A 26,891-nucleotide genomic window follows, 5' to 3' on the forward strand; every position below is an offset into this window, starting at 1 on the left:
CCCTATGGACAGCGCCGAAACCGCCCGCCCCACAGTGCTTCTGCTGCACGGCCCCAACCTCAACCTGCTGGGTGAGCGGGACCCCGCGCAGTACGGCACCACCACGCTGGCCGACGTGGAGGAGCGGGTGCGCGCGCTGGGCGCGGAGCTGGGCGTCGACGTCGTGTGCGAGCAGAGCAACCACGAGGGCGTCCTGATCGACCACGTGCACGCGGCGCGCGCCATGGACGGAATCGTGCTCAACCCCGGCGCCTTCGCGCACTACAGCATCGCGCTGCGCGACGCCCTGGAAGCGGTGGCCACGCCGTGTGTCGAGATCCACATCTCCAACGTGCACGCCCGTGAGTCGTTCCGGCACACGTCGGTGACGGCTCCGGTGACCCGGGGCTACGTCAGCGGTTGCGGGACGAACGGCTACGAACTGGCGCTGCGCCAGGTGGTCCACCTCATCGCCGAGCGGACCTGACCTCGCCCCTGTTCGACCAGCACAACAGGGTTGACGCCGGGCCAGGTCGGCACGAGTGTTCAGAGCTTGTTAAATTCGTCGACGGCACCCGAGCACCGGGTGTTCAATCAGGGGATCTAGGAGAGCCGTGTTGCCGTCGACCTATCGCAGGATGCCCGCGATCGCGCTGCTGGGCGCGCTGGCGCTGACGACCGGGTGCGGCAGCGACAACGCCGTGCGCGGCAACGACCCGGTGCCGGTGCCGGCCGACCTGGAGTGCGTGGACGGCACCGTCACGGGGTCGGGGTCGAGCGCGCAGGAAAAGGCGATGCAGGTGTGGATCGCCGGTTTCCAGGGGGCGTGCGACGACGCCCGGGTCTACTACGACTCGATCGGCTCCGGTGGGGGACGCAGCCAGTTCATCGACGGCGCGGTGGCCTTCGCCGGCAGCGACGCGGCGCTGGACCCCGCCGAGGCCGAGGAGGCGAGCCGTCGCTGCACGGACGCCGGCGCCATCAACATCCCGGTCTACGTCGTCCCGATCGCGGTGGTGTTCAACCTCCCGGGCGTGGAATCGCTCAACATGGGCCCCGAGACCATCGCACGGGTGTTCACCGGCGCGATCACCGACTGGAACGACCCGGAGATCGCCGAGGCCAACCCCGACGCCGAGCTCCCCGACCTGCCGATCGCGCCGGTGAGCCGATCCGACGAATCCGGCACAACCGAGAACTTCACCGCCTACCTGGAGGCGACGGCCGGGGACGCCTGGCCCTACGAGCACAGCGGCCAGTGGCCGATCCCCCCGGCCGAAGCCGGGCAGGGCAACAGCGGTGTGGCCCAGGCCGTGGAGAGCGGCGGCGGCACCATCGGCTACCTGGAGTCCTCGCACGCCCAGGGGATGTCCACGGTCAAGGTGGGGGTGGGTGACGGATTCGTCGAGCTGTCGCCCGAGGCTGCCGCCGGGGTCATCGCGGCCTCGCCCGAGCGCGAGGGCAACAGCGAGCACGACCATGCGCTGGACCTGGACTACGCGACCTCCGAGACCGGTGTCTACCCGATCGTGCTGGTCAGCTACGAGATCATGTGCCAGACCTACCCGGAGGCCTCCGACGCCTCCGCGGTCAAGGCGTTCGTGAACTACATCCTGAGCGACGAGGGCCAGCAGGCGGCCTCCGAGGAGACCGGGTCGGCGCCGCTGTCGCCGGAGGTGCGCGAGAACCTGGTGGCCTCGGTGGCGACGGTGGACGGCGGCCGATAACCACGGGCCATTCGGTGTTTACCGGTTCTTGACTCGGTCAGCCGTATCGCAGCGGGTGGGGACGGTCCCCGCCCGCGCGCGAGGAAGGCGGTACCGATGCCCAAGCCGGAGCACGGCCAGACCCAGACCTACCCCGGACGTACCGACGAGATGGACCCCAGGCCCCGCGACGAGATGCGCGGCTACTCCGGCAGCGGCAAGCTCGCCGGGAAGATCGCCCTGGTGGCCGGCGGCGACTCCGGTATCGGAAGGGCGGTGTCGGTCGCCTTCGCCAAGGAGGGCGCGGACGTGGCGATCGCCTACCTGTCGGAGGACGACGACGCCCGGCACACCGCGGCGCTGGTGGAGCAGGAGGGGAGGCGCTGTCTGCTCCTGCCCGGCGACCTCGGCGAGGAGCGCCGGTGCGAGGAGGTGGTGACGCGTACCGTGGCCGAGTTCGGGGGGCTGGACGTACTGGTGGCCCACCAGGCGACCCAGACTCCGGTGGAGGACTTCGCCGACCTGCCCACCGAGCAGTTGCGCCGCACCTTCGAGGTGAACGTGTTCGGAGTCTTCTGGCTGCTGCGCGCCGCTATCCCCGTCATGCCCGACGGCGGGTCGGTGATCGTCACCGGTTCGATCAACGGGCTGCGCGGCAACGCCTCGCTGATCGACTACTCGGTCAGCAAGGCCGCGGTGATGAACCTGACGCACTGCCTCGCCCAGCACTACGTCAAGCGCGGGATCCGGGTGAACTGCGTGGCGCCGGGGCCCGTGTGGACGCCGTTGATCCCGGCGACGCTGCCCGAGGACAAGGTGGAGGGGTTCGGTGGGCAGGCCCCGATGGGGCGGGCGGCCGACCCTGACGAGGTCGCGCCGTCCTACGTGTTCTTCGCCAGCGGCCAACTGTCCTCCTACTACTCCGGTGAGGTGCTGGCACCGGTCGGCGGGGAGATCCAGGCCGGCTGAGCTGACTCTTCACGTTGAGGAAGGTGGAAAACCGCTTTCGCGCGGGACGCCGAGGCGGTGGGCCGAGGCGGTGGGCCGCCGCCCACCACCGCCCTCGTGCACGCGCGCAAGCCGCGGTGACACCGCGGGCACCGGCACGCCGGTCAGTACCGGTCCAGGGCGCTGCGCAGACGGCGCACCCCCTCGGCGATCTCGGTGGTTCCCGCTGTTGCGGCGAAGCTCAACCGCACGTGCGGTGCGGGTGCCTCCGCCGGGAAGTAGAACCGGCCCGGCGCGATCGCCACTCCCGCGCGCAGTGCGGCGGCCACGAGCCCGGTGTCGTCGGTCCCCTCGGGCAGGCGCAGCCAGAGGTGGAGCCCGCCGACGGGAACGCGGGCGAGGGACAGTTCGGGAACCTCGGCCGCGAGTGCTGCGACCATGGCCCGACGGCGCTCGTGGAGACCGCGGGCGACCGTTCTGAGGTGGCGTCCCCACCCCGGGGCGGCCACCAGTTCCGCCGCGGCTTCCTGCAACGGCCGGGGCACGAAGAAGTTCTCCACGACCTGGATGGCGCGCAGCCGCTCCATGACCGGGCCGCGGGCCGTGAGGGCGGCGACGCGCAGGCTCGGTGACGTCGCCTTGGTGAGGGAGCGCACGTGCACGACCGTGCCGTCGGGGTCGTCCGCGGCCAGCGGCGCGGGCACGGGGGCGGCGTCGGCGTGCGCCAGGTGGCGGGCGAAGTCGTCCTCCAGGACGAATGCACCGGCCGATCGGGCGATGTGCAGGACCTCGGCCCGTCCCTTCTGCGAGAGGACCGTGCCGGTCGGGTTGTGGAAGAGCGGCTGGCACACCAGCAACCGCGCCCCGGTCGCCCGGAACGCCTTCTCCAGCAGGTCGGTACGGAGTCCGTCGACGCCGACGGGTACCGGAACGGGGCGGGCCCCGCAGGCCCGGGCCACGGCCAGCATCCCGGGATAGGTCGGCGATTCCACCAGGACGGGGGCTCCCGGCGCGGTGAGCGCGCGCAGCGCGGTGGTGAGGGCGCTCTGCCCGCCGGCGGTGATGAGGACGTCGGCTGCGCGGACCGCGCCGCCGATCTGGCGGGCGAACCAGGCGCGCAGCTCCTCGACTCCTTCGATCGGAGGGCTGGTCCATGCGTTGGGGCGGCGGCCCGCGCGGGCGAGTGCGGACGCCAGTTCGCGTTCGGGTTGCAGCCCGGAGTAGAGGTATCCGCTGTTCATCGCGATCACGTCGGGGGCGGGAACGGCCAGGGTGGCCAGGACGCTGGAGGCGTCCACGGTGCGCTCGCCGTGCTCTGCGGCGGTTGCGGCCTGCTCCGCGCTCAGCGACACCTCCTGCCAGGAGGTGTCGGGAGGGTTGGGGGTCCGGGGCTCGACCGGGGCGCGAAAGGCTCCGGAGCCGGGGCGGGTGCGCACCAGTCCTTGCGCGGCGAGCACGGCGAGCGCGCGGGACACGGTGACGGGGCTGACGCCGAAGCGCTCGACCAGGGCTCGGCTCGACGGAAGCTTTTCCCCCGGAGAGTAGCGGTCGAGGTCACCTTTCAGGGCTTTCACCACATTGTCCACACTGCTACCGTTGTTCATGAAAATAGAGAGTAGCGCTATCAACCGAGAGGCGATAGCGGTGCGCACCGGGACCCTGCTGGCCGGTGCGGGCGTACTGGCCTTTTCGCTGAACTTTCCGGCCACCACGTGGTCGCTGGGGTCCTTCGGCCCGTGGACCACAGCCGCCCTTCGCTGCGTGATCGCCGGGCTCCTGGCGGGCGGTTGCCTGCTGGCGGCGGGGGCACGCGTGCCGGCCAGGCGGCACTGGCCCGGCCTACTCGTCGTCGCCGTCGGGTGCGTTCTGGGTTTTCCGCTGCTCAGCACGCTGGCGTTGGAGACGACTCGCACCTCGCACGCGGCGGTCGTGATCGGCGGCCTGCCCATCGCGACCGCCGTCGTGTCCTGTCTGCGTACCGGGCAACGGCCGTCGCCGGTGTTCTGGGGAGCAGCGGTGGCCGGAGCCGCGACGGTCGTGGGCTTCGTGCTCCTGGAGGGCGGCGGGTCACTGACCGCGGGGGACGGCTACCTCTTGGCGGCACTGGTGGTCTGTGCGGCCGGTTACGCCGAGGGCGGTCGACTGGCCCGTCACCTGCCGGGCTGGCAGGTGATCGCCTGGGCACTGGTGGCGGCGCTACCGCTGACCACACTGGTGAGCACGGTCGCGCTGACGGCCGAACCCGTGCACCCGGCCTGGACGGGGGTGGCCGGGATGGCCTACCTGGCGGTGGTGACGCAGTTCGTGGCCTTCGTGCTGTGGTACGGCGGGATGGGCGTCATCGGCGTGGCCAAGGCCAGTCAGCTGCAACTCGCCCAACCCCTGCTGACCCTGCTGTGGGCGGTGGCCCTCCTGGGCGAACGCCTCACCCCCGCGGCTCCCGCGGCAGCGGCGGCCGTCCTCGCCTGCATCGTGATCACCCAGCGGGCACGCGGCTGAGCAGCGGGGTGCGTGGGACCGGTCAGCGGCGGCGCAGGGAGCGCAGGGAGCGGGTCAGCCGCGCGGCGGCGCGACGCAGGGCCGTACGGCGGCGCGGCGGCGGGGGCACGTCGTAGGGCACGGACTCGCGACGTGGTGCGGGCAGTCCCGGCCAGGGGCGCTGCTGGGACTCCCCCACCGTCAACGCGGTCAGGTCGATCAGCTCGACCGGCGCGCTGTGCGTCCGGTACCGCCCGTGGATCTCGGCGACGACCAGCGCGAGGTCCTCGCCGGGCCGGCGCACCCGCAGTGCGCGGGCGACCGCGCGCGTACGCCACAACCGCACCCCGGGACTGGTGATGCCGGGCAGGCGGCCGAGCTCGGTGAGCCCTGCGCGAGAGCGCTCGGCGCGGGCGACCAACAGGGCGACGGTCTCGCGGCCGACCCCCACTTCGACGGGGAGTTCCAGCAGGTAGGGCGAGGGAAATCCGGTTCGGGGCGCGACCGGGGCGAAGCCGACCCGGGGTTCGGACAGGTAGTTGGCCTGCACCAGGCGTGCCTCCAGGCCGGAGTCGCCCGCACCGTCCCAGTCGGCGACGAGGGTCACCTCCAGGTCGGTCTCGCTACAGGACAGGAGCCGGTCCACGCAGGCGCGCACCAGTTCGTAGCGGACACCGGTGACGTCGACGACCGCGCGCACGAGCGGGACCCGGCTCTCCTGGACTGCGGCCTGCTCGCGGTAGACCCGCGGATGCGGCATGAACCCGGACAGGACCTCCGCACGGAAGTCGGGCGAGGGCACGCGGGTACGGTTGGGGGTCGCCGGGCCCAGGTGCCAGACCCTGGCCGCACGGTCGGGCACGAACACCCCGCCGGCCTGCCAGAGCCGGTAGCCGAGCTCGGTGTCGTGGCCCAGGGTGAGCGCGGGATCGACCCCTCCCGCCGCCTCGTAAAGGGCACGGCCGACGGTGGCGCAGGAGCCCACGAACGCCTGGAAGCCGAGATGATCGGCGTCGCAGAGGTCGGTGGTGGAGTGCAGGAGGCGTTCGACCCAGGCATGGGGCCGGGCGTCCGCGAGAAGCCCGGGGAGCGCTCCGGACGCGGTGAGCCGGGCCGTCTCGGCCGGGGTGAACCACTGGTCGGAGGCGAAGCGCGGGCTGCCGAGCGTGACCGTCTCGGGGTGGACGTGCTGCCATCGGACCAGGGTCGCGATGAGGTCGGCCCCGGCGACGAGGTCGGGGTCCAGCCAGCAGATGACCTCACCGGAGGTCACGTGTGCGCCGTAGGCGCGGGCGTGCCCGACCCCCCAGCCGGTGTCCGGGGCCCGCTCGATCCGGCAACGGGCGGGGCGCAGCGCGGGCAGGCGCAACGGGGCCGCGGAGTGGTCGTCCACGACGACCACGTCGATGAGGTGGGCGGGATAGGTCTGCTCGGCGAGACTGGCCAGCGTGAGGTCGAGCCGGGCCTGGCCGCCACGGGCCGGGATGACGACGCTGACCGAGAGGCGGGGCGTCTCCTCTCCGACCGGCGGCGGGGCCAGCGGCTTCCAGTCGTTGCGAAAGACGCGGGTGTCGACGTGGTCCACCCGGCCTCGGTGGGACACCCCGTCCGCACGTGACACTGCGTACTTAAATGACTGCACATAGTGACTATACGTGAGCTTGGCGGTCCGCGACAGGTTTCGACAGGAACCTCCGCCCCGGACATCGACGCGGGCGGCACCTCGGCCGTCCTCCGAAGCGCCGCCTTCGCCGACAGGACAGACGCTAGCCCGTGGGTACGACACAACGGCGCCGCGCAACCGAAACGCAGTCCGACGAGCGGATCCCGCGCCGTCTCCTGCGGCCGTCCGTTCCGGTCGGGCACCCGGTTCTCGCGGTCGGGACGGCCCCGGTCCCTGCGACAAGGGACCTTGCGCCCCGGAGCGGCGTCGAGGCACACGCAACGGCTGCCCGCACCTGGCCACCAGGGCGTGGCCATGGCCTTTCCACCCCCGTCAGGGCCGCCGCCGAGATCCCGGGCGACGGGCGGGCGGGACGGCGTCCTCGTCCGGCCCGGTGGATGCGACGATCACCCCTCCTCGGCACGGCGCGCACGCAGCGCCCGCACCTTGTGACGGTTGCCGCAGTGCTCCATGGAGCACCAGCGGCGACGCCCCGGGCGGGAGGTGTCGGCATAGACGAGAAAGCAGTCCTCGGCGGAGCACACCCGGATGCGGTGCGCAAACGGACCGGTGAGCAGGTCGACGGCGTCGCGGGCGACGGTGGCGAGCAGTTCGGCGCCACTGGCGGGGCCGGCCCAGCTCCGTTCGCCGGCGGGGCCGATGACCGGCGCCATCGGCGACCGGACCGCGAAAGCATTGATGGCACCCAGGTCCTCGAGGGCGAGCGGACGGTCCTGGGCCCGGGCTGTGGCGACCCGGAACAGCGCGTCGCGCAGGACGCGCGCGTCTGCCAGTTCGGCCTCGGAGACCTCCAGTCGCGGCGTGGGGTCCAGCCGCGACCGCTGCGCCCAGGCGGCGAGGTCGGCGGGGGCGTGCAGCACCTCGTACCGGCGAAACGCCCCCGGGCCTCCGGTGGTCAGCAGCTCCAGGCACAGTGCGCCGGGGTCGAAGCGGTAGGCAGCCCCGGCACGGGAGCGCATCGGCATCCCCGGGGTTGCGGACGAATCCATGTAACCACTATAACCAGCACATGGCACTGCACTGGAAACTGGTCTTCGACGCCACGGACGCACCCGCCCTCGCGGACTTCTGGGCCGCCGCGCTGGAGTACGAAGTGGAGGACACCAGCGCGCTGATCGACCAACTGTTGACCGACGGCCTCGTCGGCGCGGACGCCGTCACCGAGCACAACGGCCGCCGGATCTTTCGCGGCTACGCCGCGATCCGCCACCCCGAGGACCCGTTCGACGCGGTGACCGGCATCGGTGGCGGCCGGAGGCTGCTCTTCCAGGACGTGCCCGAGGAGAAGACGGTGAAGAACCGCCTGCACATCGACGTCCACGGCGCGCCCGGCGAACTCACGGCGCTGGTGGACCGGTTGGAGACGGTCGGCGCCACCCGCGTCCGCGAGGTGGACCAGGGACCGGCCGGGCACTGGTGGATCATGCGCGACCCCGAGGGCAACGAGTTCTGCGCCGTCTAGGGCCGTGGCGGGAAGAGTTCACCCGCCCCTGGGCCCACCTGCCGTTCGCATCGCCGGAGGCCGGTCGGCTCAGTCCGCGGCCACCACCACTCCCATCGCCGCCAGCAGCATCTGGGCCTGGGCCGCGGAGACCGTCGCGCCGCGCATCCACCCGGCCTCGCCCAGGACGACCTCCCCGAGGTCGGCGCCCCTGAGGTCCGCGCCCCGCAGATCGGCACCGCGCAGGTTCGCACCGCGCAGCGCGGACCGGCTCCATGTGGTGTCGCGCAGGTCGGCGCCGCCGAGATCGGCCTCGTCCATGCGCAGCCCGGCCAGTTCCTGACCGCGCAACCCGAGGCGGGGCATCCGCGCCAGCATGAGGTTGCAGCCGGCGAAGGACAGGCCGACCCCGCGGCTGCCCCGGAAATCCGCGCCGCTGAGCCGACAGCCGACGAAGGCGGTCTGCGCCAAGAGGGCGCGGTCCCACCGGGTACCGGCGAGGTCGATGTCGCCGAAGCGCGTGTCAGCGCACTCGGCCTCGGTGAAGTCGGCGTCGGGTGCGCCTCCCCCGGTGAACACGGCGTTGTCCAGGACGGCACGCCCCAGACGGGCACCGTCCACCCGGCAGCCGGTGAAGACCGCACCCACGAGGTCGGCACCGCGCAGGTCCGCACCGCGCAGGTCGCACCCGGTGAACCGGCGCTCGCCCTGCTTCACGGGCGATCCCAACTCCTCGCGCAGGTCCGCGCCGTTCAGATCCGTTCCTGCGAGCTCCCCGCCGTCGGCCAGAACCCGGGCCACCGTCGATTCCACCGCTGCTCCCCTGCTCGTTTTCGCTTCCCCGACTGTCGCGACCGGTGGAGCCTAACCGGACGCGGTGACAAGACCGTTCACTCGCGCAGTCGAAGCGCCAGGAACAGGTCGACCCGCTGATCGATGCGGGACAGGTCGCGCCCGGTCAGCTCCTCGATGCGCCCGATCCGGTAGCGCAGCGTGTTGACGTGGACGTGCATGGCCGCGGCGCAGCGCTGCCACGATCCGGAGTGCTCCAAGAACGCCTGCAGTGTCCACGTCAGGTCGCCCCGGTGGTCGCGGTCGTAGGCCGGCAACGGGCCCAGCACCCGGTCCCGGTAGGACGAACGCACCTCTCCGGGAAGCGAGGCCAGCGAGCGCACGAACTCCTCGGAGTCGGCCGCCCCCGCGTGCCACATCATCCCCCGGTCATGACCAGCTCTCCGCCGGTGGGGGAGCGCTGCGGGCTGGGCAGATCGGTGGTGGGGACCGAGCGCACCGGACGCCGCGCGTGGTGGGCGCCGCTGAGGAAGCGCAGCCGCAGGCGCGGTACGGCGACCAGCTCGCTGATCAGCATGGCCCGTCCTTTGCCGTTGCGCGCAGAAGGACCCCCTGCGCTGCGGCCACGGTAGCCCAGACGGGCTTTTGGAGGAAAACACCGATGAAAGGCCCGACCTGCCGTTCTCTTCATGTCTTCGCGTCCTGGTCCTGGCCCCCGTCAAGTGCTGTACTGGAACCCGGAGAGCGGGCAGGGACCGACACGGCGCACCGTCGCGCGCCGGCGAGCAGCAAGGACGACGTATGCAATTCCTGAGCCCCGCCACCCTGGCGGAGGCGCTCGCCGCCAAGGGCGAGCAGCCGGACGCGGTGCCGATCATGGGCGGCACCGATGTGATGGTGGAACTCAACTTCGACAAACACCGGCCGCCCGCACTGATCGACCTGACGCGCATCGCGGAGCTTCGGGAATGGCGGGTCGAGCCGGGCCACCTGCGCCTGGGGGCCGGGGTGCCCTACACCGAGATCATCGACCGTCTGCGCGGCCGCGCCCCCGGTCTGGCCATGGCCGCACGCGCCGTGGCCTCCCCCCAGATCCGCAACCGCGGCTCGGTCGGGGGCAACCTCGGCGGCGGCTCGCCGGCCGGCGACGCGCACCCACCGCTGTTGGCGGCGGACGCCACCATCGAGCTGGCCTCGGCGCGGGGCGTGCGCCGGGTCGCGGCCCGGGAGTTCTACCTGGGGCCGCGCCGGACGGCGCGCCAGGACGACGAGCTGATCACCGCGGTGCTCCTGCCCGAACCGGCCGGCCCGCAGCAGTTCTGCAAGATCGGCACGCGCAACGCGATGGTGATCGCCGTGGCCTCGTTCGCCCTGGCACTGAACGGCCGCACCCGCGAGGTCGGGACCGGGATCGGTTCGGCCGGACCGACACCGTTGCGCGCACGGGCGGCCGAGGAGTTCATCGCGGCGGAACTGGACTGGGACGAGGCAACGGCCCCCGCGCCGACGGCCGTACGCCGGTTCGGCGAACTGGTCGCCGCGACCGCCCGCCCGATCGACGACGTGCGCGGCAGCGCCGAGTACCGCAAACACGCCCTTTCGGTCATGGCCCGCCGGACCCTGGCCTGGGCCGTCACCGACTACCGGAAGGAGATCGCCACGTGCGCGTGACATTCGAGGTCAACGGCCGGGAGGTGTCGGCCGACAACGTATGGGCCGGTGAGAGCCTGCTGTACGTGCTGCGCGAGCGACTGGGCCTGCCCGGGAGCAAGAACGCCTGCGAACAGGGCGAGTGCGGTTCCTGCACGGTCTACCTGGACGGGGTGACGGTGTGCTCGTGCATGGTCGCCGCCGGGCAGGCCCAGGGGCGGGCGGTGCGCACCGTGGAGGGCATGGCCGAGCAGGGCGCGTCCGGCGAGGCCCGGCTGAGCGTGATCCAGGAGGCGTTCGTCGAGGCCGGTGCCGTGCAGTGCGGTTTCTGCACCCCGGGCCTGCTCGTGCAGACCGAGGACCTCATCGCGCGCACCGTCGGTCGGGGCCGCGGTGTCCCCGAGGACGCCGCGATCCGCGAGCACCTGTCGGGCAACCTGTGTCGCTGCACCGGCTACGAGAAGATCGTCGAAGCCGTGCGCACCGCGGCCGAGCGCACCGAGGAGGGCGCCCGGTGAGCACGACCGTGGTCATCGACGGCGCCCATGTGGTGACCGTGACCGGCGCCGAGTACCCCTCGGGCCACGTCGTCGCCGTGGACGGGCGCATCACCGAGGTCGGCCCTGGCCCCGCTCCGTCCACGGCCGGCGCCCGGATCATCGACGGACGCGGCTGCGTGGCCACCCCCGGGCTGGTCAACACGCACAACCACCTGTACCAGTGGGCCACCCAGGGCCTGTTCACCGACAACACCCTGTTCGAGTGGCTGGCCGGTTCCTACGAGAGCTGGGACCGCCTGGACGCCGACGTGGTCGCGGGCACCACCACAGCGGGGACCGCGTGGCTGGCGTTGTCCGGCTGCACGACCGCCTCCGACCACCACTACATCTTCCCCGCCGGGCGCGGGGACATCGCCTCCGCCGAGGTGGAGGCCGCCCGGGCCGTGGGCATCCGCCTCGATCTGGCCCGCGGCTCGATGGACCGCGGACGTTCCGCGGGCGGCCTGCCGCCCGACAGCGTGGTGGAGACGCTGGACGGAGCGCTGGAGGCGACCGCGGCTGCCATCGACACCCACCACGACCCTGCCTTCGACTCGATGACCCGGGTGGCGGTGGCGCCGTGCTCGCCCTTCTCGGTGAGCCGGGAGCTGATGGTGGGGGCCGCCGAGTTGGCCCGCGCCAAGGGAGTGCGGCTGCACACCCACCTGGCCGAGACCCTGGACGAAGAGCGTCAGTGCCTCGCGGAGTTCGGCTGCACACCGGTGGAATACGCCGAGAAGCTGGGCTGGCTGGGGCCCGACGTCTGGTTGGCCCACGCCGTGCACCTGTCCGACGACGCGATCGCCCGGGTGGCCGCGACCAAAACGTCGATCGCGCACTGCCCCACCTCCAACGCCCGCCTGGGCGCGGGGATCTGCCGGGTGACCGAACTGGTGGCGGCGGGCGCGGCCGTGGGCCTGGGGGTGGACGGCCCCGCCTCCAGCGAGCTGACCCCGTTGGCGGGCGAGATGCACCAGGCACTGCTGATGGCGCGCGCCCGTATGGGGCCCCAGGCGCTGAACGCGCGCCAGGCCCTGGAACTGGCGACCATGGGCGGGGCCCGCTGCCTCGGCCGCGCCGACGAGCTCGGTTCCCTGGAACCGGGGAAGCTCGCCGACATCGCCCTGTGGCGAGTGGACGGTTACGGCTACGACGTCATCGCCGACCCGGTGGTGGCCCTGACCTTCGGTCCCACTCCCCCACTGGAGCATCTGCTGGTCGGCGGTGCAGGCGTCGTGGACCGCGGAGAGCTCCGCACCGTCTCCGCGGAGGCGGCCGCCCTGGCCGGACGCCAGGCCCACACCAGGCTACTCCGGGAGGTGAACCGCTGATGACGACCACGACCGGAACCACCGCGTCGGGCCTCTCCGGCGCGATCAAGGACGGGGTTGGCACCAGCCCGCGCCGTCCCGACGGCACCCTCAAGGTCACCGGGGAATTCGCCTACTCCTCGGACATGTGGACGGAGGACATGCTCTGGGGGATGACACTGCGCAGTCCGCACCCCCATGCCCTCATCAAGGGGGTCGACATCACCGAGGCGCTGCGGCTGCCGGGGGTGTACGCCGTCCTCACCCATGAGGACGTGCCCGGCGAGAAGCGCTACGGGCTGGAGTACCTCGACCAGCCGGTGCTGGCCGAGGGCAAGGTCCGCTACCAGGGCGAACCGGTGGCCATCGTGGCGGCCGACCATCCCGAGACCGCGCGCCGGGCGCTGGAGCGGATCAGGGTCGACTACGAGGTGCTGGCACCGGTGTCGGACCCGATCAGGGCCGCGTTCGACCCCGACTGCCCACTGGTGCACGAGGCGGGTTCGCTGCCGGCGCACCGGCAGTACAACCAGAACGGCAACCAGGTCCGCTACCAGCCGATCCGTACCGGCGCCTTCGCCGAGGGCGCCTCGGTGGAGGAGCTGCGCGCCCGGGCCGACGTCACCGTGTCGGGCTCCTACGAGGTCGGCATGCAGGACCAGGCGTTCCTGGGGCCGGAGTCGGGCCTGGCGGTACCGGCCGAGGACGGCGGCATCGACCTCTACATCGCCACGCAGTGGCTGCACGTGGACCAGCGCCAGATCGCCCCCTGTCTGGGGCTGCCCGCCGACCGGGTGCGCCTGACACTGGCCGGCGTGGGCGGGGCGTTCGGCGCCCGCGAGGACCTGTCGATGCAGATCCACGCCTGCCTGCTGGCGCTGCGCACCGGGCGGCCGGTGAAGATCGTCTACAACCGCGAGGAGTCCTTCTTCGGGCACGTGCACCGCCACCCCGCGCGGATGGAGTACGAGCACGGTGCCCTGGCCGACGGCACGCTGGTGTACGCGACGATGCGCATCGTGCTGGACGGCGGCGCCTACGCCTCGACCACCCCGGCGGTCGTGGGCGTGGCCTCCTCCCTGGGCATCGGGCCCTACGAGGTGCCCAACGTGCTGGTGGACGCCTACGGCGTCTACACCACGAACCCGCCGTGCGGGGCCATGCGCGGCTTCGGCGCGGTCCAGGCGTGCTTCGGGTACGAGTCGCAGATGGACCGCCTCGCCGAACGGCTGGGCATGCACCCGGTGGACTTGCGGCTGAAGAACGCCGTGGCGCAGGGATCGCGCATCATCACCGGTCAGGTGATCGACTCGCCGCTGCCGATGGCCGAGATGCTGATACGCGCCCGGGACGCGCCGATGCCGCCCGAGCGCGCGGCCCTGCCCGACCCCGGCGACCCGCGGATCCTGCCCGGCGGGATGGCCAACACCAGCCACGGCGAGGGGGTGGTGCGCGGCGTGGGCTACGGCGTGGGTCTGAAGAACCTGTGCTTCTCCGAAGGGTTCGACGACCACTCCACCGCACGGGTGCGCCTGGAGGTCATCGGCGGCGAGCCGACGGTCCTGGTGCACACCGCCGCGGCCGAGGTGGGCCAGGGCCTGGTCACGATCAAGGGCCAGATCGCGCGCACCGAACTGGGGGTGGAACAGGTCACCATCCACCCCGCCGACACCCGGGTGGGGTCGGCCGGCTCCTCCTCCGCCTCGCGCCAGTCCTACATGACGGGCGGAGCGGTGAAGAACGCCTGCGAGGCGGTGCGCGAGAGGGTGTTCGGCCTGGTCCGCGAACGCGGGCTGGTGGCTCCCGACCATGCGAGCGCCCTGCTGTCGCTGAGCGGGGGCAAGGTCCTCTCCGCCACCGAGGGGGTGCTGGTGAGCCTGGTGGAGCTACTGGGCGACTCCGCGGTGGAGGAGACCCGCGAGTACCGACACCGCCTGACCCAGATGATCGACCCGGTCACCGGCCAGGGCGACTCCCACACCCAGTTCGGGATGTGCGTGCACCGGGCGGTCGTCGACGTGGACGTGGAACTGGGCCTGGTCAAAGTCGTGGAGATGACCGCGGTCCAGGACGTGGGCCGGGCACTGCACCCCCAACAGCTCGCCGGGCAGATCCAGGGCGCCACCACCCAGGGGATCGGATTGGCGCTGATGGAGGAGATTCAGGTCAAGGACAGCGTGATCCGCAATCCGTCCTTCACCGACTACCTCATACCCACGATCGCGGACACCCCGCCGATGCGCCTGGACATCCTGGAGTGCCCCGATCCTCAGGCCCCCTACGGACTGCGCGGGGTGGGAGAACCCGGAACCCTGTCCTCCACTCCGGCGGTGGTCGCGGCCGTGCGCGCAGCCACCGGTCGGGCGCTTTCCCGGACACCGGTACGCCCCGAGGACATCGTGGGGATCGAGCGGGCGTGACCGTGGCGCCCGGGCACCGAAAGGACCCGGGCGCCCGGTGCTCAGCCCCGCAGCAGCGCCCGGTGGGCGAGTTCTCGGCACACCACGGCGAAGTCCAGGCCCGCCGCCTCCACCGCGAGGGGAAGCGTGGAGGTCTCGGTCATGCCGGGCGAGACGTTGGCCTCCAGGAAGCGCACCGTGCCGGAGTCGTCGACGATGAGGTCGGTGCGCGAGAGGTCGCGCAGCCCCAGGGCCTTGTGGGCGGTGACGGCCGCCTGGGCCGCCGCGGCGGCGACCTCGGCGGACAGCCGGGCCGGGCTGAAGAACTCGGTGCGCCCGGCGGTGTAGCGGGCGGTGTAGTCGTAGGCCCCGCCGTCGGGGACGATCTCCACGGCGGGCAGTGCCACGGGGCCGTCGCCCAGGTCCAGGACGCCCACCGCGATCTCGGTGCCCAAGAGCTGTTCCTCGATCAGCGCGGTGTCGCTGTAGGCGAAGCAGCTGACCAGCGCCGCGGAGAGGTCGGCGGCGCCGGCGACCGCCGTGGCGCCGAACGCGGAACCGCCCTGGTCGGGCTTGACGAACAGCGGCAGGCCCAGGGAGTCCACGATCCGTTCCAGCACGGCCGGGGCGCCGAGGTCGTGGAAGACCGACTTGGGCAGGGCCGCACCGCGGGGGACGGCGACCCCGTGCTCGGCCACCCTGGCCTTGGCGATGGGTTTGGCGTAGGTTGCCCGGCAGGCGTCGGGGCGTGCACCGACATAGGGCACCCCCGACAGCTCCAGGACCTCGCGGATGGCGCCGTCCTCGCCCAGTGCACCGTGCAGGACCGGCAGGACCACCTGCGGCGGGTCGGTGGTCAGTGTCTCCAGCAGCCCCGCGGAGGCGTCGGCGAGCTGCACCTCGATGTCCAGGCGGCGCAGCGCGTCGGCGACCCTTCGGCCGGAGCGCACCGACACCTCATGCTCGGGTGAGAGCCCGCCGGCCAGCACGAGTACTCGGTTCAGGTCGGCCACGGCCCTGTTCTCCCTCTGTCCTGCCACTGCCGGCGCCCCAGTCTCCTCGCCCCGCCGCTACGGCAGGTCGGGTGCTGGGGCGTCGTCTCCCAGGCGCGGCGGCGCCGACGCGCTGCCGAACGTATCACGCAGCGAGATCTCACTCTCCAGTACGCCGACGAGTCGCCGCACGCCCTCCCGGATCTGCTCCGGGGTGGGGTAGCAGAACGACAGCCGCATGTTGCCGCGGCCGTCGTCGCCGTGGAAGAAACCGGTTCCGGGCACGTAGGCGACGCGCTCGCCGACTGCGCGCGGCAGCATGGCCTTGGAGTCCAGTCCTTCGGGCAGGCGCACCCACACGAAGAAGCCGCCCTCGGGCCTGGTCCAGGAGCTCCCCGCGGGCATGAGGGCGTCCAGGCTGGTCAGCATCGCGTCGCGCCTGGCCCGGTACATCTCGTTGAAGTCCTTGATCTGCTCGCGCCAAGGATGCGTGGCGAGATAGCGCCCCACGACCAACTGGTTGAAGCTGGAGTGGCTCAGCATCGCGGACTCGGCGGCCAGGACCAGTTTGTCGCGCACCGCGGAAGGGGCTAGCGCCCACCCGATGCGAAAGCCCGGCGACAGCGTCTTGGAGAAGGAGCCGAGGTAGATGACGTTGCGGGGTGCGTCGGCGCGCAGCGCGCGAACCGGTTCCCCCTCGTAGCGCAGCAGTCCGTAGGGGTTGTCCTCCAGGACGAGGAGGTTGAACCGCTGGCAGATCTCCAGGACCCGTGCGCGGCGTTCGGTGGTGAGCGTGACGCCGGCCGGGTTGTTGAAGGTGGGGACGGTGTAGAAGAACTTGACCCGGGCGCCCTCGGCCGCCAACCGGGTCAGCATCTCTTCGAGCGCCTCGGGGATCACGCCGTCGTCGTCCATGAGGACGTGTTCGATGCGGGCCTGGTAGGCGGCGAAGGTGTTGATGGCCGTCACATAGGTGGGACCCTCGGTGAGCACCACGTCACCGGGGTCGATGAAGACCTTGGTGACCAGGTCGAGCGCCTGTTGGGAGCCCACCGTGACGATCACGTCGTCGGGACTGGCGTCGATCCCCTCCAGGCCCATGACCTCGCAGATGTGCTGGCGCAGCACGGGATCGCCCTGGGCCGAACCGTACTGCAGGGCGGTGGCGCCCTGCTCGGTGACGACGCGCTGGACGATGTCGCTGAGCGCGTCCAGCGGAAGGGCGCTGACGTTGGGCATGCCCCCGGCCAGCGAGACGACCTCGGGCCGCGATGCGACGGCGAACAGTGCGCGGACCTCCGAGGCCACCATCCCCTGGGCGCGTGCGGCGTAGGAACCGACGTAGGGGTCGATGCGCGAGCCCTGCGGGCAGGGCTTGGACTCTCGGGGATCAACGGACACGATCCACCTCCGCGTACTGATGGCAGGAATCCGGGAGGCAGAGGCGGACCTGCGAGAACGGCGGGCATGCGCCGGTCGGCGCCGCGTCGGCGACCCGGTGGTCGCGGGCAAGTCTACGCACTCGCTCACGGGCACGACCGGCGAAGACCACGAAACCCGCTCGCCGGGGGGCGAACCGCGCGCGAGCGCACTCAGGGGGCGCGTTGCGGCCCCGGTTCGTCGTCTCCCGCTCCCATGATCGCCTCGACGAGCGCGAACACCGCCGCCGGCGGCGGATCCTGCCACAGGAGGGCCGCTGCCGCCTCCAGCATCTGACCATCGTCGAGGTCCTCCCAGTCCACGCGTGCCGTCATGGCCTCTCGCTGCCCCGAAGCGTCCGGGGCAACCAGTGGCAATAGCACCGGTTTCACCCGCCGTATGACTACCCGCGGCTTTTGTGGAGGCAAAGAACCCTTCCGACCGGAGTGAAACCTCGGGCAACCACCCCCTCTGGGGCTGTCGTGGGGGACTCCGGGCGGGTAAGTGTGGAACCGCACCATTTTCGCTCCCGGATTTCCGGGCGGCGATTTCTTAAGGTCCGAATAACGGCCTCGTTGCTTCATTCGCACCCGCGCCCCAACCGGCCCGCGTACTCTGCGCGGGATCTTGCCGGCGTAAGGGGCGGCGCCACTTCGTCACGCCGCCGCCAGGGCCAAAAGCAGGAGATCCACATGGCTGGAACGCAAACCGAGTCCTCGAACGCTGCACGCGCACGGATGCCATGGGCGGTCGCGCCTTATCCGCGCCAGGCCGCCGATGACGATGCTCCGAGCACCGAGGAGCTGTTGACCGAATTAGCGGAGGCGGGTTGCGCGGCCGAGGCCGAACCCATCCGCGCCGAGGTCGTGCGCCGTCACGAACACATAGCCAGACGCGAGGCGCGGCGCTACCGCAACCGTGGTGAACCGCTGGAGGATCTGTACCAGGTCGCCGTGCTGGGTCTGATGCGCGCGATCGAGGGCTACGATCCGCGCTTCGGCAAACCGTTCATCTCCTATCTGATGCCGACGATGTGCGGCGAGCTCAAACGCCACTTCCGCGACCACACCTGGGCGGTGCGGGTTCCTCGCAAGTACCAGGAGCTGCGCACCGAGCTCAACCGCATGACCCTGGAATTCGCGCAGGCCAACGGGCGTTCGCCCACTCTGGTCGAGACCGCGCACGAGCTGGGCCTGGCCGTGGAGACCACTGTCGAGCTCCTCGACGCCGCAGCACAGTACCGGGCACTGTCCCTGGACGCCCCGCACGGGGGATCCGACGACGACACCGACAGCCTGGGCGACACCATCGCCTACACCGACCGAGCGCTGGAGGGTGTCGTGGACCGGATCGCCTTGAAGGAGGCCCTGGCCCAACTGCCTTCCAGGGAACGGCGCATTCTGCTGCTGCGGTTCTTCGGTGACAAGACCCAGGCGCAGATCGGCGCGAGCATGGGGTTGTCCCAGATGCACGTCTCGCGGCTGCTGTCGCAGACCCTGGAGCGTCTGCGCGACCACATGCGCGAGCGGAGCTGACGCGCTGGGGCAGTCGCCCCGACCGTCTTCGTTGTGACGGAGCACCCCGCCCGATCGTGGACGGGGACGTCCGCCTGCGCCGAGCGCGGGCGGACGGCCTCGTCACGGCGGCAGGGAACCGGGCACGGCGCGGGAACCCCGGCTGGTGCACCTGCTTTCGGCCGCCCCGCGGGTCAGCCGACCCGTTCGCGTATCCCGGACCCCGTGTGGCCGGCACCGGAGCGCAGATCCGAGCCGGGAACCGGCTGTGCCGGGTCGTCGCCCAGTTCCACGATCCGGTTGGCCGCGTCCACGTGCACGACGCTGGGGACGTGACCGGCCCGTTCGGCCTCGTCCACCACGGCGTAGGAGATGATGATGACGAGGTGGCCGGGGTCGACCAGGTGGGCGGCCGCGCCGTTGATGCCGATCACCCCGCTGCCGCGCTCGCCGGTGATCGCGTAGGTGACCAGCCGGTTGCCGTTGTCGATGTCGACGACGTGCACCTGCTCTCCGTCCACCAGGTCCGCGGCCGCCATGAGGTCGGCGTCGATGGTGATCGATCCGACGTAGTGCAGGTCGGCCTGGGTAACCGTGGCGCGGTGGATCTTGCCGTTGATGAGGGTGCGCTGCACGATCTCTGCGTCCTTAAGCTGTGCGGTCCATCAGGTCTACAGGCCGCGAAGGGTCCCGTGTCCCTCCATCATGCCCTCCGTGCACGCGACGTGCTCACCCGGCGGGGTGGCGGGCGACACCCCCGCCAGTGACGGGGGCAGGCCGAACGTCACGAAGAGCCGGGGGGCGAGGAAGCTGACGACATGGGAGAAGCCCGCCCGGGTGGGGGTGAGCACCTGGAGGAGGAAGGGCCGGTACTCGCCTCCGTCGCGCAGATACACCCCGAACGCCGGCTGGCCGTTGGCGCCGGCCGGCAGCAGGCGGAAGTCGCCGGGACCGCCCGGGCACCTGGCCGCGAGGTGGCGGCCCACCGCGGCCGGGCCCCGGTACCAGGAGGCGAAGGGCGGCATCTCCCATACCGCGTCGGCGGTGAGCAGGCGGGTGATGGCGGCGACGTCCTTGCGTTCGAAGGCCGCGGCGTACCGGTCGAGCAGCCGACGGTACTCGGCGTCCTCCGGTTCGAGGACGCTTTCCTCGGCCGGGGCGGCTTCGGCGATCCGGGCGCGGGCGCGCTGCAAGGAGCTGTTGACAGCGGTGGTCGTGGTGCCCAGCAGTTGGGCGACCTCGGCGGCGCGCCACTGCAGCACGTCGCGCAGCACCAGGACCGCACGCTGGCGGGGCGGCAGGTACTGGAGGGCGGCGACGAGCGCCAGTCGGAGGCTGTGGCGCTGGGTGACGACCGAGGCGGGATCGCCCCATTCGACGGCGACCGGCACATCGGGCAGGGGGTGCAGCCAGGGAATGTCCGCGGAGCGCCTCGGGTCGTCCTCGGGGTCGGCCGGCGAGCCGCCCAGCCCGGTCGGCAGCGGGCGCCGGGCCCTACCGCTCAGGGCGGTCAGGCAGACGTTGGTGGCGATGCGGTAGAGCCAGGTACGGATGCTCGATCGGGCCTCGAACCCGTCGTAGGAACGCCACGCCCGCAGGTAGGTCTCCTGGACCAGGTCCTCGGCATCGTGCACCGAGCCCAGCATCCGGTAGCAGTGCACCAGCAGCTCGCGGCGGAAGGGCGCCGCCGAGTGCAGGAAGGCGTCGTCGGCGAGCACCTGTTCCATGGTCGTGCCTCTCCCGCGCGTGGCCTGTCGGCACCGACCCTAGACCCCGTCAAGGCACCGTCTCGCCATCTGTGTGGCACAGGATGGCGTCGACGAAGGCGAACACCACGGCGGGCGGAGGCTCCTCTTCTATGAGGGCCATGGCCGCGGCCATCAGCTCGTCGTCGTCGAGGTCGCTCCAGTCGGCGTAGGTCATCATGGTTGTTCTGCTGCCCAGTAGGAGCGCGGTCAACACGCCGGCCCCGTGCGTCCTGCCCGTCCCGGGCCAGATCTCCCGCTCCGGCGCGGGCCCCGGCGATGGGAAAACCCGTACTTTTCCGCCCGGGGACCGTCGGTCGTGCATCGCATCACCGAATCGGCCAATCCATGCGCCCACCAGCACCGAATTACCTCTGGGGCGGGGGGAGCCCCCCCCACTGGAGACGGTGGCACGGACCTCACCGCCCCTCTTGGAGGCCACCCCGGTGAAACGCGGGCGCGCTTCGCGTAATGGATGCTGCGCGAAGCGCGTCTGCTAACCGGTTCGGCCCGCACGCGGCCGGGGAAGACGCTAGCGTCGCCACCGTGCCCACGACCCGACTCTCAACTGCCCAGGGATGGCTGCGCCGCCTCTACCACGAGCACGGTGAACCCCTCCTGTTGGCCGCCCGAAGCGATCCGCGCCTGCACGACCTGATCGTGGTGCGGGCCGGGGCCCTACAGGCCGACCTGTGCGCACGGGGGATCAGACCGCGCACCCGACGGGCCCGCCAGGCGATCACCGACCAGGCACGCTCGGCCGTGGAGGCGGTCACCGCCCCGAACGCCCGGCTGCCCCCGCCTGTAGCGGACGGCCACAGCTGGTTCTGCCTGGAACTGGCGGCCTGCTACGTGCTGCTCACCCACAACGAGGTGCGCCGCGAATAGGGTGCCGGGCTCAGCCTTCGTCGCCGGTTCGGTCGGCGGGCTCCATGCGACGCGACAGCCGTCGGGCAGCGAACGCGCCCCCGACGACGAACAGCACCAGTACCCCCACGGCCGCGAGAAAGATCGGCGACGTGGGGGTGGCCGCACCACGGCCCAGGAAGACGTAGACGAACACCGAGGGCACGATGCCGATCGCCGTTCCCAGCGTGTACTGCCTCAGGGTGACCGCGGTGAGGGCGGAGCCGTAGTTGACCAGGGTGAACGGGAAGAGCGGGAAGAGCCGGACCAGTGCGACGGCGAGGGTCCCCCGTCGGGCCAGGAATGCGTTGAGGCGGTCGACCCTGCCCCCGGAGAGGCGTTCGACTGCTTCGCGGGAGAGCCCCCGGCCCAGCAGGAACGCGGCGACCGCGCCCAGCGTCGCACCCGCCCATACCAGGGCCGCCCCCAAAAAGATGCCGAACAGCGCCCCGGCAGCCGCATCGAGGAACGCGACGGGAAACAGCGCGACGGTGGCCAGGGCGTAGAGGAGGACGTAGAGCGGCGGCCCCCACGCCCCCAGTCCCGCGACGTGCTCGCGCGCCGTTGCCAGTGCGTCCAGCCCTTGCGTGGCCGCCAACCAGCCGCACCCCGCCAGGATCGCGACCAGCAGGACCACACGCGGCCACGGCGAGCGCAGCAGACGCACCAGCGGGGCGGCGCGCGAGGGCGCCGGAGGCTCTTCGTGTGTCACCGCGGTCGACTCGCTTCCATCCGCCGCACCGTCCTTGGTAGTCGCGGGCCGGGTCAGAGCAGGAAGGAGAACAGCGGCGACCCCGGGGAGACCCGTTCGATCTGCAGCGGGCTCTCCGACATCCGCTTGACCAGGGCCTCGATGTCGTCGGCGCGGTCCAGTTCGATGCCGACCAGCGCGGGCCCGGTCTCCCGGTTGTTCTTCTTGACGTACTCGAAGGCGACGATGTCCTCGCCCTCGTCCAGCACCTCGTCGAGGAAGTGGCGCAGCGCGCCGGGTTCCTGGGGGAAGGTCACCAGGAAGTAGTGGCGCAGCCCCTCGTGCAGCAGGGAGCGCTCGATCACCTCGCCGTAGCGGCTGAGGTCGTTGTTGCCCCCGGAGACGACGCACACGACCGGCCCCTCGGGCCTGCGCCCCAGTGGCATCCGGGCGGCGGCGCTGGCCAGTGCTCCGGCGGGCTCGGCGATGATCCCCTCGTTCTGGTAGAGCGCGACCATCTCCGTGCACACCGCGCCCTCGGGCACCGACACGATCTCGTCGACCAGGTCGCGCACGAGCCGGTAGCAGTGCTCACCGACCCGGCCCACCGCGGCCCCGTCGACGAAGGTGTCGACGTGGGGCAGCGCGACGGGTCCACCGTTGTCCAGGGCAGCGCGCATACTGGCCGCACCGGCGGGTTCGGCGCCCACGACACGGACCCCGGGCAGGTTCTCCTTGACCCACAGCGCGATGCCGGAGACGAGGCCGCCACCGCCGACCGGGACGACGACGGTGTCGACGGGGCCGGTGAGCTGCTGGGTGATCTCCAGCCCCACGGTGCCCTGGCCGGCGATCGTGCGGGGGTCGTCGAACGGGGGGACGTAGACGGCGCCGGTGCGCCGGCTGTCCTCGTGGGCGGCGGCGTTGGCTTCGTCGAAGGAGCGGCCCACGATCACCTGGCGCACCCAGTCGCCGCCGATCGCCGCGATGCGTCGGCGCTTTTGCCGCGGGGTGTTGGAGGGAAGGTAGACCCGTCCCTTGATCCGGAGTTCGCGGCAGCTGAACGCCAGTCCCTGGGCGTGGTTTCCCGCGCTGGCGCACACGACGCCGCGGCTGCGCTCCTGTTCGCTCAACGACGCGATCAGACTGTAGGCGCCGCGCACCTTGTAGGAACGGCACAGCTGGGCGTCCTCGCGCTTGAGCAGCACCGGGACGCCTACGTCGTCGCTGAGCCGGGCGCTGTGCTCAAGCGGGGTACGCCGTACCACCGCCTCCAGGCGGGAGGCGGCACGGACGATCGCGGCGGGGGTCAACTCATCGGGCTCGTGGGACACGGCAGCGATGCTACCTCGCCTGTTGCGGTCCGCTCGTCGATGCGGGAGCCGGTGCACCGCGACGACGGGCGGACCTTTTCCCTGCGGCCGACCGATGCACCCCATAAGCCGGAGTTGTGAAAGTGAGACGCGGAACACGGGCCCCGGCGCCGAGCGGGCCCTACAGTCATCCCATGTCTCGTGCTCAATCCCGTCTCAGGCGCTGGACGCTGGGCGTCCTCGCGGGCCTGGCGGCCCTCCTGCTCGTCACCGCCGGTCTGGCCGTGTGGACCGTGCAGCGTTCCTTCCCCGACACCGACGGCGAACTGTCGGTGCCCGGGCTGAGTGCGCCTGCGACGGTGCATCGTGACGCCGGCGGCATCCCGCACATCTATGCCGACACCTCCCGGGACCTGTTCCTCGCCCAGGGCTACGTGCACGCCCAGGACCGCTTCTGGGCGATGGACTTCAACCGGCACGTGACCGCGGGGCGCACCGCGGAGCTGTTCGGTGCCGACCAGGTCGCGACCGACGTCTACCTGCGCACCATGGGCTGGCGGCGGGTGGCCGAGCAGGAGTACGCGCTGCTGGGCGCGGATACCCGGGAGTACCTGGACGCCTACACCGAGGGGGTCAACGGCTACCTCGACGGGCGCGCGGCACCGGCGGTGAGCCTGGAGTACGCGGTGCTGGGCCTGACCAACGGCGACTACGCGATCGAGCCGTGGACCCCGGCCGACAGCCTGGCCTGGCTCAAGGCGATGGCCTGGGACCTGGCCGGCAACATGGACGCGGAGATCGACCGTGCCTCGCTGCTGGCCGGCGGTCTCACCCGCGAGCAGGTCGAAGAGCTCTACCCCGATTACCCCGAGGCCGAGCACGCCCCGATCCTGGCAGAAGGCACGGTCGAGGACGGCGTGTTCACCACGGGCGGCGGAACCGACGAGGGCGACGCGGCCAACCCTCCCTACGATGCCGCGGAGGCGGCCCGGGTCCTGCGCGAACTGGGCGAGGGCCTCTCCGGCCTGCCCGAGCTACTGGGCCCCGACGACTCCCCCGACCTCGGCTCCAACTCCTGGGTGGTCTCGGGCGACCACACCGCGTCGGGCAGACCGCTGCTGGCCAACGACCCCCACCTGGGTGCGGCGATGCCCTCGGTGTGGGCGCAGATGGGCCTGCACTGCACGACGGTGGGCGAGGAGTGCCCCTTCGACGTCACCGGATTCACCTTCCCCGGCCTGCCCGGGGTGGTGATCGGCTTCAACCAGCAGATCGCGTGGGGGTTCACCAACCTCGGCCCCGACGTCACCGACCTCTATCTGGAGAAGATCGAGGGTGATTTTGCCATCGTGGACGGCGCCGCCGAACCGTTGGAGACCCGGGCGGAGACCATCGCGGTGGCCGGCGGCGACGACGTGGAGATCACGGTGCGCTCCTCCCGGCACGGGCCGCTGATGTCGGACCCGGAATTGGGTGCGCAGTTGCGCGCCCTGGGCGAGGACGCCCCGGTGGATGCCGAGGGCGAACCGGCCGGGACCGCCCGACCGGGCGGATACGGGGTGGCGATGAGCTGGACGGCGCTGCGACCGGGCCGCACCGCCGACGCGATCTTCCTGCTCAACCGGGCCCGCGACTTCGAGGAGTTCCGCACGGCGGCCTCCTTCTTCGAGGTCCCGGCACAGAACCTGGTCTACGCCGACACCGACGGCGGCATCGGTTACCAGGCGCCGGGGCTGATCCCGGTTCGCGGCAAGGGCGACGGGCGCTGGCCCGCACCCGGGTGGGACTCCGACTACGACTGGGAGGGGTTCGTCCCCTTCGAGGAGCTGCCCAGCGTGCGCGATCCGGAGTCGGGGATGATCGTGGCGGCCAACCAGGCGGTGATCGGCACGGACTACCCGAACCTGCTGACCCGCGACTGGGACTACGGCTACCGCTCCCAGCGCATCACGACCCTCCTGGCCGAGGCGGTCGGGGAGGGCGGGATCACCGTGGCCGACATGTCGCGGATCCACATGGACAACGAGAACTCCGGGGCGCGCGCGGTGGTGCCGCACCTTCTGGCGGCCGAGGTGTCGGGTCCCGCGGCCCGAGCACGCGACCTGTTGGCGGACTGGGACTACCAGCAGGACGTGGACTCCGCGGCGGCGGCCGTGTACAACGCGACCTACAAGCACCTGCTGCCGTTGGTCTTCGACGAACTGGGCGACCTCGGTCCGCCCTCCAACGCCTCGCGCTCCTGGCTGCTGCTGGGCGCCCTGGTGGAGGCGCCGGAGTCTCCCTGGTGGAAGGGGTCCGTCGCCGACAACCGCGACGACGCGCTGGCCATGGCGCTGGAGCGGGCGACCGACGAGCTCACCGACCTCCTCGGCGACGACCCCGCGGACTGGCGCTGGGGCGACCTGCACACGCTGACCGCCACCAACGCCTCGCTGGGCACCTCCGGTATCGCCGCGGTGGAGTGGCTGTTCAACCGGGGGCCGGTGGAGTCGGGAGGCGGTTCCAGCACCGTCAACGCAACCGGATGGAACGCCTCGGCCGAGGGGTACGCGATCACCACCGTGCCCTCGATGCGGATGGTGGTGGACCTGGGCGACCTGGACGCCTCCCGCTGGGTCAACCTGACCGGCGCCTCCGGACACGCCTTCCACCCCCACTACGCCGACCAGCTGGAGCCGTGGGCGCGGGGCGAGACCTTCCCGATGCGCGCCTCGACCGGGGCGGTGCGCGCCGCTGCCGAGAGGACACTGGTCCTGACCCCGTGACCGCCGGGGCGGGCGCGCTTTCCGCACGAGCGCGTCCTCCCCGCCCGCACGACCGGGCCCGGATGGGCCGACCGGCGCCGTTCGGGTTCGACTCGGATTCGACAATGTCGAACGCAAAGCGTGGAAAAGCGATTGCGGTACGGCGCCGACGGGACCACCACGGCAATCGTGCTCCCGGACGGGCGGTGTCGGACCCGCGCCCGAGCGGTTGCCAGGGGGCGAGGCCCCGGGGCCGGTCGCCGCGACCGACCCACTGCACGCCGTTGCGCGGCGCGCATCCTTACGGGGCGACAAAGGACGGCGGGCATCGGGGCGGCGCCGGGTGCCCCGACCACCAGGCGCCCGTGGGGCGAGGACCTTCGATCAGGGCGCGTGCACCGGGCGGGGAGCGGGTAGGGGTCGGTGTCGGCGGCGCCGGTGGACACCGCGGGGGCCGTCGGGCGGAGCCCGCGTGGGACACGGTCCGCTCCGCGGCCCGATCGTGGGGTGCGGGCGGCCCGCGCGGCCTGGCACGACCCGGGTGGGCCGGTACGCCGGCGCGGCCGGTCCGACAGGTTGACACGTCGGAACCCGGAAGGCATTATTCGCAGAAAGTGTTCGACATTGTCGCACGATGGCCG

At 71.8% G+C, this 26,891-nt stretch carries 25 protein-coding genes and 1 pseudogene; 12 read left to right on the forward strand and 14 right to left on the reverse strand.

Features of this window, described 5'->3' with window-relative positions:
- The first annotated feature begins 4 nt into the window (after window positions 1-4).
- From aroQ to QSJ59_RS14570, 3 genes are all read left to right on the forward strand, one after another.
- Window positions 5-466: a type II 3-dehydroquinate dehydratase gene (gene aroQ, locus QSJ59_RS14560; RefSeq protein ID WP_285760070.1), complete on the forward strand. Its 462-nt coding sequence runs from the start codon at window positions 5-7 to the stop codon at window positions 464-466.
- A 127-nt stretch (window positions 467-593) separates the two neighbouring features.
- A complete protein-coding gene (gene pstS, locus QSJ59_RS14565) occupies window positions 594-1,706 on the forward strand; it encodes a phosphate ABC transporter substrate-binding protein PstS (protein ID WP_432707480.1) in 1,113 nt (370 codons plus the stop codon).
- 96 nt (window positions 1,707-1,802) lie between these two features.
- Window positions 1,803-2,654, forward strand: coding sequence for an SDR family oxidoreductase (locus QSJ59_RS14570; protein ID WP_285760071.1), 852 nt, complete (start codon window positions 1,803-1,805; stop codon window positions 2,652-2,654).
- A 143-nt stretch (window positions 2,655-2,797) separates the two neighbouring features.
- On the opposite strand, the gene QSJ59_RS14575 is transcribed toward QSJ59_RS14570, so the two are convergent.
- The gene (locus QSJ59_RS14575) at window positions 2,798-4,237 is read right to left on the reverse strand and encodes an aminotransferase-like domain-containing protein (protein WP_285760072.1); all 1,440 of its coding nucleotides are present in this window, start codon (window positions 4,235-4,237) and stop codon (window positions 2,798-2,800) included.
- Between QSJ59_RS14575 and QSJ59_RS14580 the strand changes: the two genes are divergently transcribed.
- A complete protein-coding gene (locus QSJ59_RS14580) occupies window positions 4,236-5,132 on the forward strand; it encodes a DMT family transporter (protein WP_285760073.1) in 897 nt (298 codons plus the stop codon). The two genes, QSJ59_RS14575 and QSJ59_RS14580, sit on opposite strands and share 2 nt — an antisense overlap.
- A 22-nt stretch (window positions 5,133-5,154) precedes the next feature.
- On the opposite strand, the gene QSJ59_RS14585 is transcribed toward QSJ59_RS14580, so the two are convergent.
- Together QSJ59_RS14585 and QSJ59_RS14590 are read right to left on the reverse strand one after the other, a co-directional pair.
- On the reverse strand, window positions 5,155-6,753 hold the full coding sequence (locus tag QSJ59_RS14585; protein ID WP_285760074.1) for a glycosyltransferase family 2 protein: 1,599 nt from the start codon (window positions 6,751-6,753) through the stop codon (window positions 5,155-5,157).
- Between the two features lie 428 nt (window positions 6,754-7,181).
- Window positions 7,182-7,784: a CGNR zinc finger domain-containing protein gene (locus QSJ59_RS14590; RefSeq protein ID WP_285760075.1), complete on the reverse strand. Its 603-nt coding sequence runs from the start codon at window positions 7,782-7,784 to the stop codon at window positions 7,182-7,184.
- A 20-nt stretch (window positions 7,785-7,804) separates the two neighbouring features.
- Between QSJ59_RS14590 and QSJ59_RS14595 the strand changes: the two genes are divergently transcribed.
- Window positions 7,805-8,257, forward strand: coding sequence for a VOC family protein (locus QSJ59_RS14595; RefSeq protein WP_285760076.1), 453 nt, complete (start codon window positions 7,805-7,807; stop codon window positions 8,255-8,257).
- A gap of 69 nt (window positions 8,258-8,326) precedes the next feature.
- Here the strand turns inward: QSJ59_RS14595 and QSJ59_RS14600 are convergent, their stop codons facing one another.
- The 3 genes and pseudogenes from QSJ59_RS14600 to QSJ59_RS14610 form a co-directional block, all read right to left on the reverse strand.
- On the reverse strand, window positions 8,327-9,049 hold the full coding sequence (locus QSJ59_RS14600) for a pentapeptide repeat-containing protein (RefSeq protein WP_285760077.1): 723 nt from the start codon (window positions 9,047-9,049) through the stop codon (window positions 8,327-8,329).
- A gap of 77 nt (window positions 9,050-9,126) precedes the next feature.
- Window positions 9,127-9,480 (reverse strand): annotated as a pseudogene (locus QSJ59_RS14605) (PucR family transcriptional regulator); the annotation flags it as partial.
- Window positions 9,447-9,605: a hypothetical protein gene (locus QSJ59_RS14610; RefSeq protein WP_285760078.1), complete on the reverse strand. Its 159-nt coding sequence runs from the start codon at window positions 9,603-9,605 to the stop codon at window positions 9,447-9,449. The gene QSJ59_RS14610 and the pseudogene QSJ59_RS14605, both read right to left, overlap by 34 nt.
- 224 nt (window positions 9,606-9,829) lie before the next feature.
- On the opposite strand from QSJ59_RS14610, the gene QSJ59_RS14615 reads away from it, so the two are divergent.
- From QSJ59_RS14615 to pucD, 4 genes are read left to right on the forward strand one after another with little or no spacing between them, the layout of a single operon-like run.
- Window positions 9,830-10,699, forward strand: coding sequence for an FAD binding domain-containing protein (locus QSJ59_RS14615; protein WP_285760079.1), 870 nt, complete (start codon window positions 9,830-9,832; stop codon window positions 10,697-10,699).
- Window positions 10,690-11,196 (forward strand): (2Fe-2S)-binding protein, encoded by a 507-nt coding sequence (locus QSJ59_RS14620; protein WP_285760080.1) that lies wholly within the window; start codon window positions 10,690-10,692, stop codon window positions 11,194-11,196. Before QSJ59_RS14615 ends, QSJ59_RS14620 begins: the two co-directional genes overlap by 10 nt.
- Window positions 11,193-12,548 carry an 8-oxoguanine deaminase gene (locus tag QSJ59_RS14625; RefSeq protein WP_285760081.1) on the forward strand — a complete coding sequence of 452 codons (1,356 nt, stop codon included), beginning with the start codon at window positions 11,193-11,195 and terminating at the stop codon, window positions 12,546-12,548. The genes QSJ59_RS14620 and QSJ59_RS14625 overlap by 4 nt, the downstream gene beginning before the upstream one ends.
- Window positions 12,548-14,947, forward strand: coding sequence for a xanthine dehydrogenase subunit D (pucD, locus tag QSJ59_RS14630; protein ID WP_285760082.1), 2,400 nt, complete (start codon window positions 12,548-12,550; stop codon window positions 14,945-14,947). Before QSJ59_RS14625 ends, pucD begins: the two co-directional genes overlap by 1 nt.
- 41 nt (window positions 14,948-14,988) lie before the next feature.
- Here the strand turns inward: pucD and QSJ59_RS14635 are convergent, their stop codons facing one another.
- The 3 genes from QSJ59_RS14635 to QSJ59_RS14645 form a co-directional block, all read right to left on the reverse strand.
- Complete coding sequence (locus QSJ59_RS14635) at window positions 14,989-15,939, reverse strand: D-alanine--D-alanine ligase family protein (RefSeq protein WP_285760083.1); 951 nt, start codon at window positions 15,937-15,939, stop codon at window positions 14,989-14,991.
- 57 nt (window positions 15,940-15,996) lie between these two features.
- A complete protein-coding gene (locus QSJ59_RS14640; RefSeq protein ID WP_285760084.1) occupies window positions 15,997-17,319 on the reverse strand; it encodes an aminotransferase-like domain-containing protein in 1,323 nt (440 codons plus the stop codon).
- Between the two features lie 191 nt (window positions 17,320-17,510).
- A complete protein-coding gene (locus QSJ59_RS14645) occupies window positions 17,511-17,672 on the reverse strand; it encodes a hypothetical protein (protein ID WP_285760085.1) in 162 nt (53 codons plus the stop codon).
- Between the two features lie 357 nt (window positions 17,673-18,029).
- Here QSJ59_RS14645 and QSJ59_RS14650 point away from each other — a divergent pair, with 357 nt between their 5' ends.
- A complete protein-coding gene (locus QSJ59_RS14650) occupies window positions 18,030-18,872 on the forward strand; it encodes a SigB/SigF/SigG family RNA polymerase sigma factor (protein WP_285760086.1) in 843 nt (280 codons plus the stop codon).
- A gap of 173 nt (window positions 18,873-19,045) precedes the next feature.
- Here QSJ59_RS14650 and panD read toward each other — a convergent pair whose 3' ends face one another.
- Genes panD through QSJ59_RS14665 form a run of 3 tightly spaced genes read right to left on the reverse strand, consistent with a single transcriptional unit; the run spans window position 19,046 to window position 20,813 of the window.
- The gene (panD, locus tag QSJ59_RS14655; protein WP_285760087.1) at window positions 19,046-19,486 is read right to left on the reverse strand and encodes an aspartate 1-decarboxylase; all 441 of its coding nucleotides are present in this window, start codon (window positions 19,484-19,486) and stop codon (window positions 19,046-19,048) included.
- 36 nt (window positions 19,487-19,522) lie between these two features.
- A complete protein-coding gene (locus QSJ59_RS14660) occupies window positions 19,523-20,578 on the reverse strand; it encodes a sigma-70 family RNA polymerase sigma factor (protein WP_285760088.1) in 1,056 nt (351 codons plus the stop codon).
- A 49-nt stretch (window positions 20,579-20,627) separates the two neighbouring features.
- Entirely contained in the window at window positions 20,628-20,813 is a 186-nt protein-coding gene (locus tag QSJ59_RS14665) for a hypothetical protein (RefSeq protein WP_285760089.1), read from the reverse strand.
- Window positions 20,814-21,142: 329 nt separating this feature from the next.
- On the opposite strand from QSJ59_RS14665, the gene QSJ59_RS14670 reads away from it, so the two are divergent.
- Entirely contained in the window at window positions 21,143-21,484 is a 342-nt protein-coding gene (locus QSJ59_RS14670) for a hypothetical protein (protein WP_285760090.1), read from the forward strand.
- A 10-nt stretch (window positions 21,485-21,494) separates the two neighbouring features.
- On the opposite strand, the gene QSJ59_RS14675 is transcribed toward QSJ59_RS14670, so the two are convergent.
- Window positions 21,495-22,214, reverse strand: coding sequence for a TVP38/TMEM64 family protein (locus QSJ59_RS14675; RefSeq protein ID WP_285760091.1), 720 nt, complete (start codon window positions 22,212-22,214; stop codon window positions 21,495-21,497).
- Window positions 22,215-22,267: 53 nt separating this feature from the next.
- Window positions 22,268-23,527, reverse strand: coding sequence for a threonine ammonia-lyase IlvA (gene ilvA / locus QSJ59_RS14680; RefSeq protein ID WP_285760092.1), 1,260 nt, complete (start codon window positions 23,525-23,527; stop codon window positions 22,268-22,270).
- Between the two features lie 173 nt (window positions 23,528-23,700).
- Here ilvA and QSJ59_RS14685 point away from each other — a divergent pair, with 173 nt between their 5' ends.
- The gene (locus tag QSJ59_RS14685) at window positions 23,701-26,271 is read left to right on the forward strand and encodes a penicillin acylase family protein (protein ID WP_285760093.1); all 2,571 of its coding nucleotides are present in this window, start codon (window positions 23,701-23,703) and stop codon (window positions 26,269-26,271) included.
- Window positions 26,272-26,891 lie beyond the last annotated feature (620 nt).

This window comes from Nocardiopsis ansamitocini (genome assembly GCF_030268225.1).
Lineage (GTDB): Bacteria > Actinomycetota > Actinomycetes > Streptosporangiales > Streptosporangiaceae > Nocardiopsis_D > Nocardiopsis_D ansamitocini.

Coding starts and splice junctions, on each gene's coding strand:
- QSJ59_RS14685 (WP_285760093.1), top strand. CDS start 23,701: ATGTCTCGTGCTCAATCCCGTCTCAGGCGCTGGACGCTGGGCGTCCTC.
- QSJ59_RS14660 (WP_285760088.1), bottom strand. CDS start 20,578: ATGGAACAGGTGCTCGCCGACGACGCCTTCCTGCACTCGGCGGCGCCC.
- QSJ59_RS14595 (WP_285760076.1), top strand. CDS start 7,805: ATGGCACTGCACTGGAAACTGGTCTTCGACGCCACGGACGCACCCGCC.
- QSJ59_RS14615 (WP_285760079.1), top strand. CDS start 9,830: ATGCAATTCCTGAGCCCCGCCACCCTGGCGGAGGCGCTCGCCGCCAAG.
- QSJ59_RS14645 (WP_285760085.1), bottom strand. CDS start 17,672: ATGACGGCACGCGTGGACTGGGAGGACCTCGACGATGGTCAGATGCTG.
- QSJ59_RS14570 (WP_285760071.1), top strand. CDS start 1,803: ATGCCCAAGCCGGAGCACGGCCAGACCCAGACCTACCCCGGACGTACC.
- aroQ (WP_285760070.1), top strand. CDS start 5: ATGGACAGCGCCGAAACCGCCCGCCCCACAGTGCTTCTGCTGCACGGC.
- QSJ59_RS14575 (WP_285760072.1), bottom strand. CDS start 4,237: ATGAACAACGGTAGCAGTGTGGACAATGTGGTGAAAGCCCTGAAAGGT.
- QSJ59_RS14650 (WP_285760086.1), top strand. CDS start 18,030: ATGGCTGGAACGCAAACCGAGTCCTCGAACGCTGCACGCGCACGGATG.
- QSJ59_RS14590 (WP_285760075.1), bottom strand. CDS start 7,784: ATGGATTCGTCCGCAACCCCGGGGATGCCGATGCGCTCCCGTGCCGGG.
- QSJ59_RS14580 (WP_285760073.1), top strand. CDS start 4,236: ATGAAAATAGAGAGTAGCGCTATCAACCGAGAGGCGATAGCGGTGCGC.
- QSJ59_RS14610 (WP_285760078.1), bottom strand. CDS start 9,605: ATGCTGATCAGCGAGCTGGTCGCCGTACCGCGCCTGCGGCTGCGCTTC.
- pucD (WP_285760082.1), top strand. CDS start 12,548: ATGACGACCACGACCGGAACCACCGCGTCGGGCCTCTCCGGCGCGATC.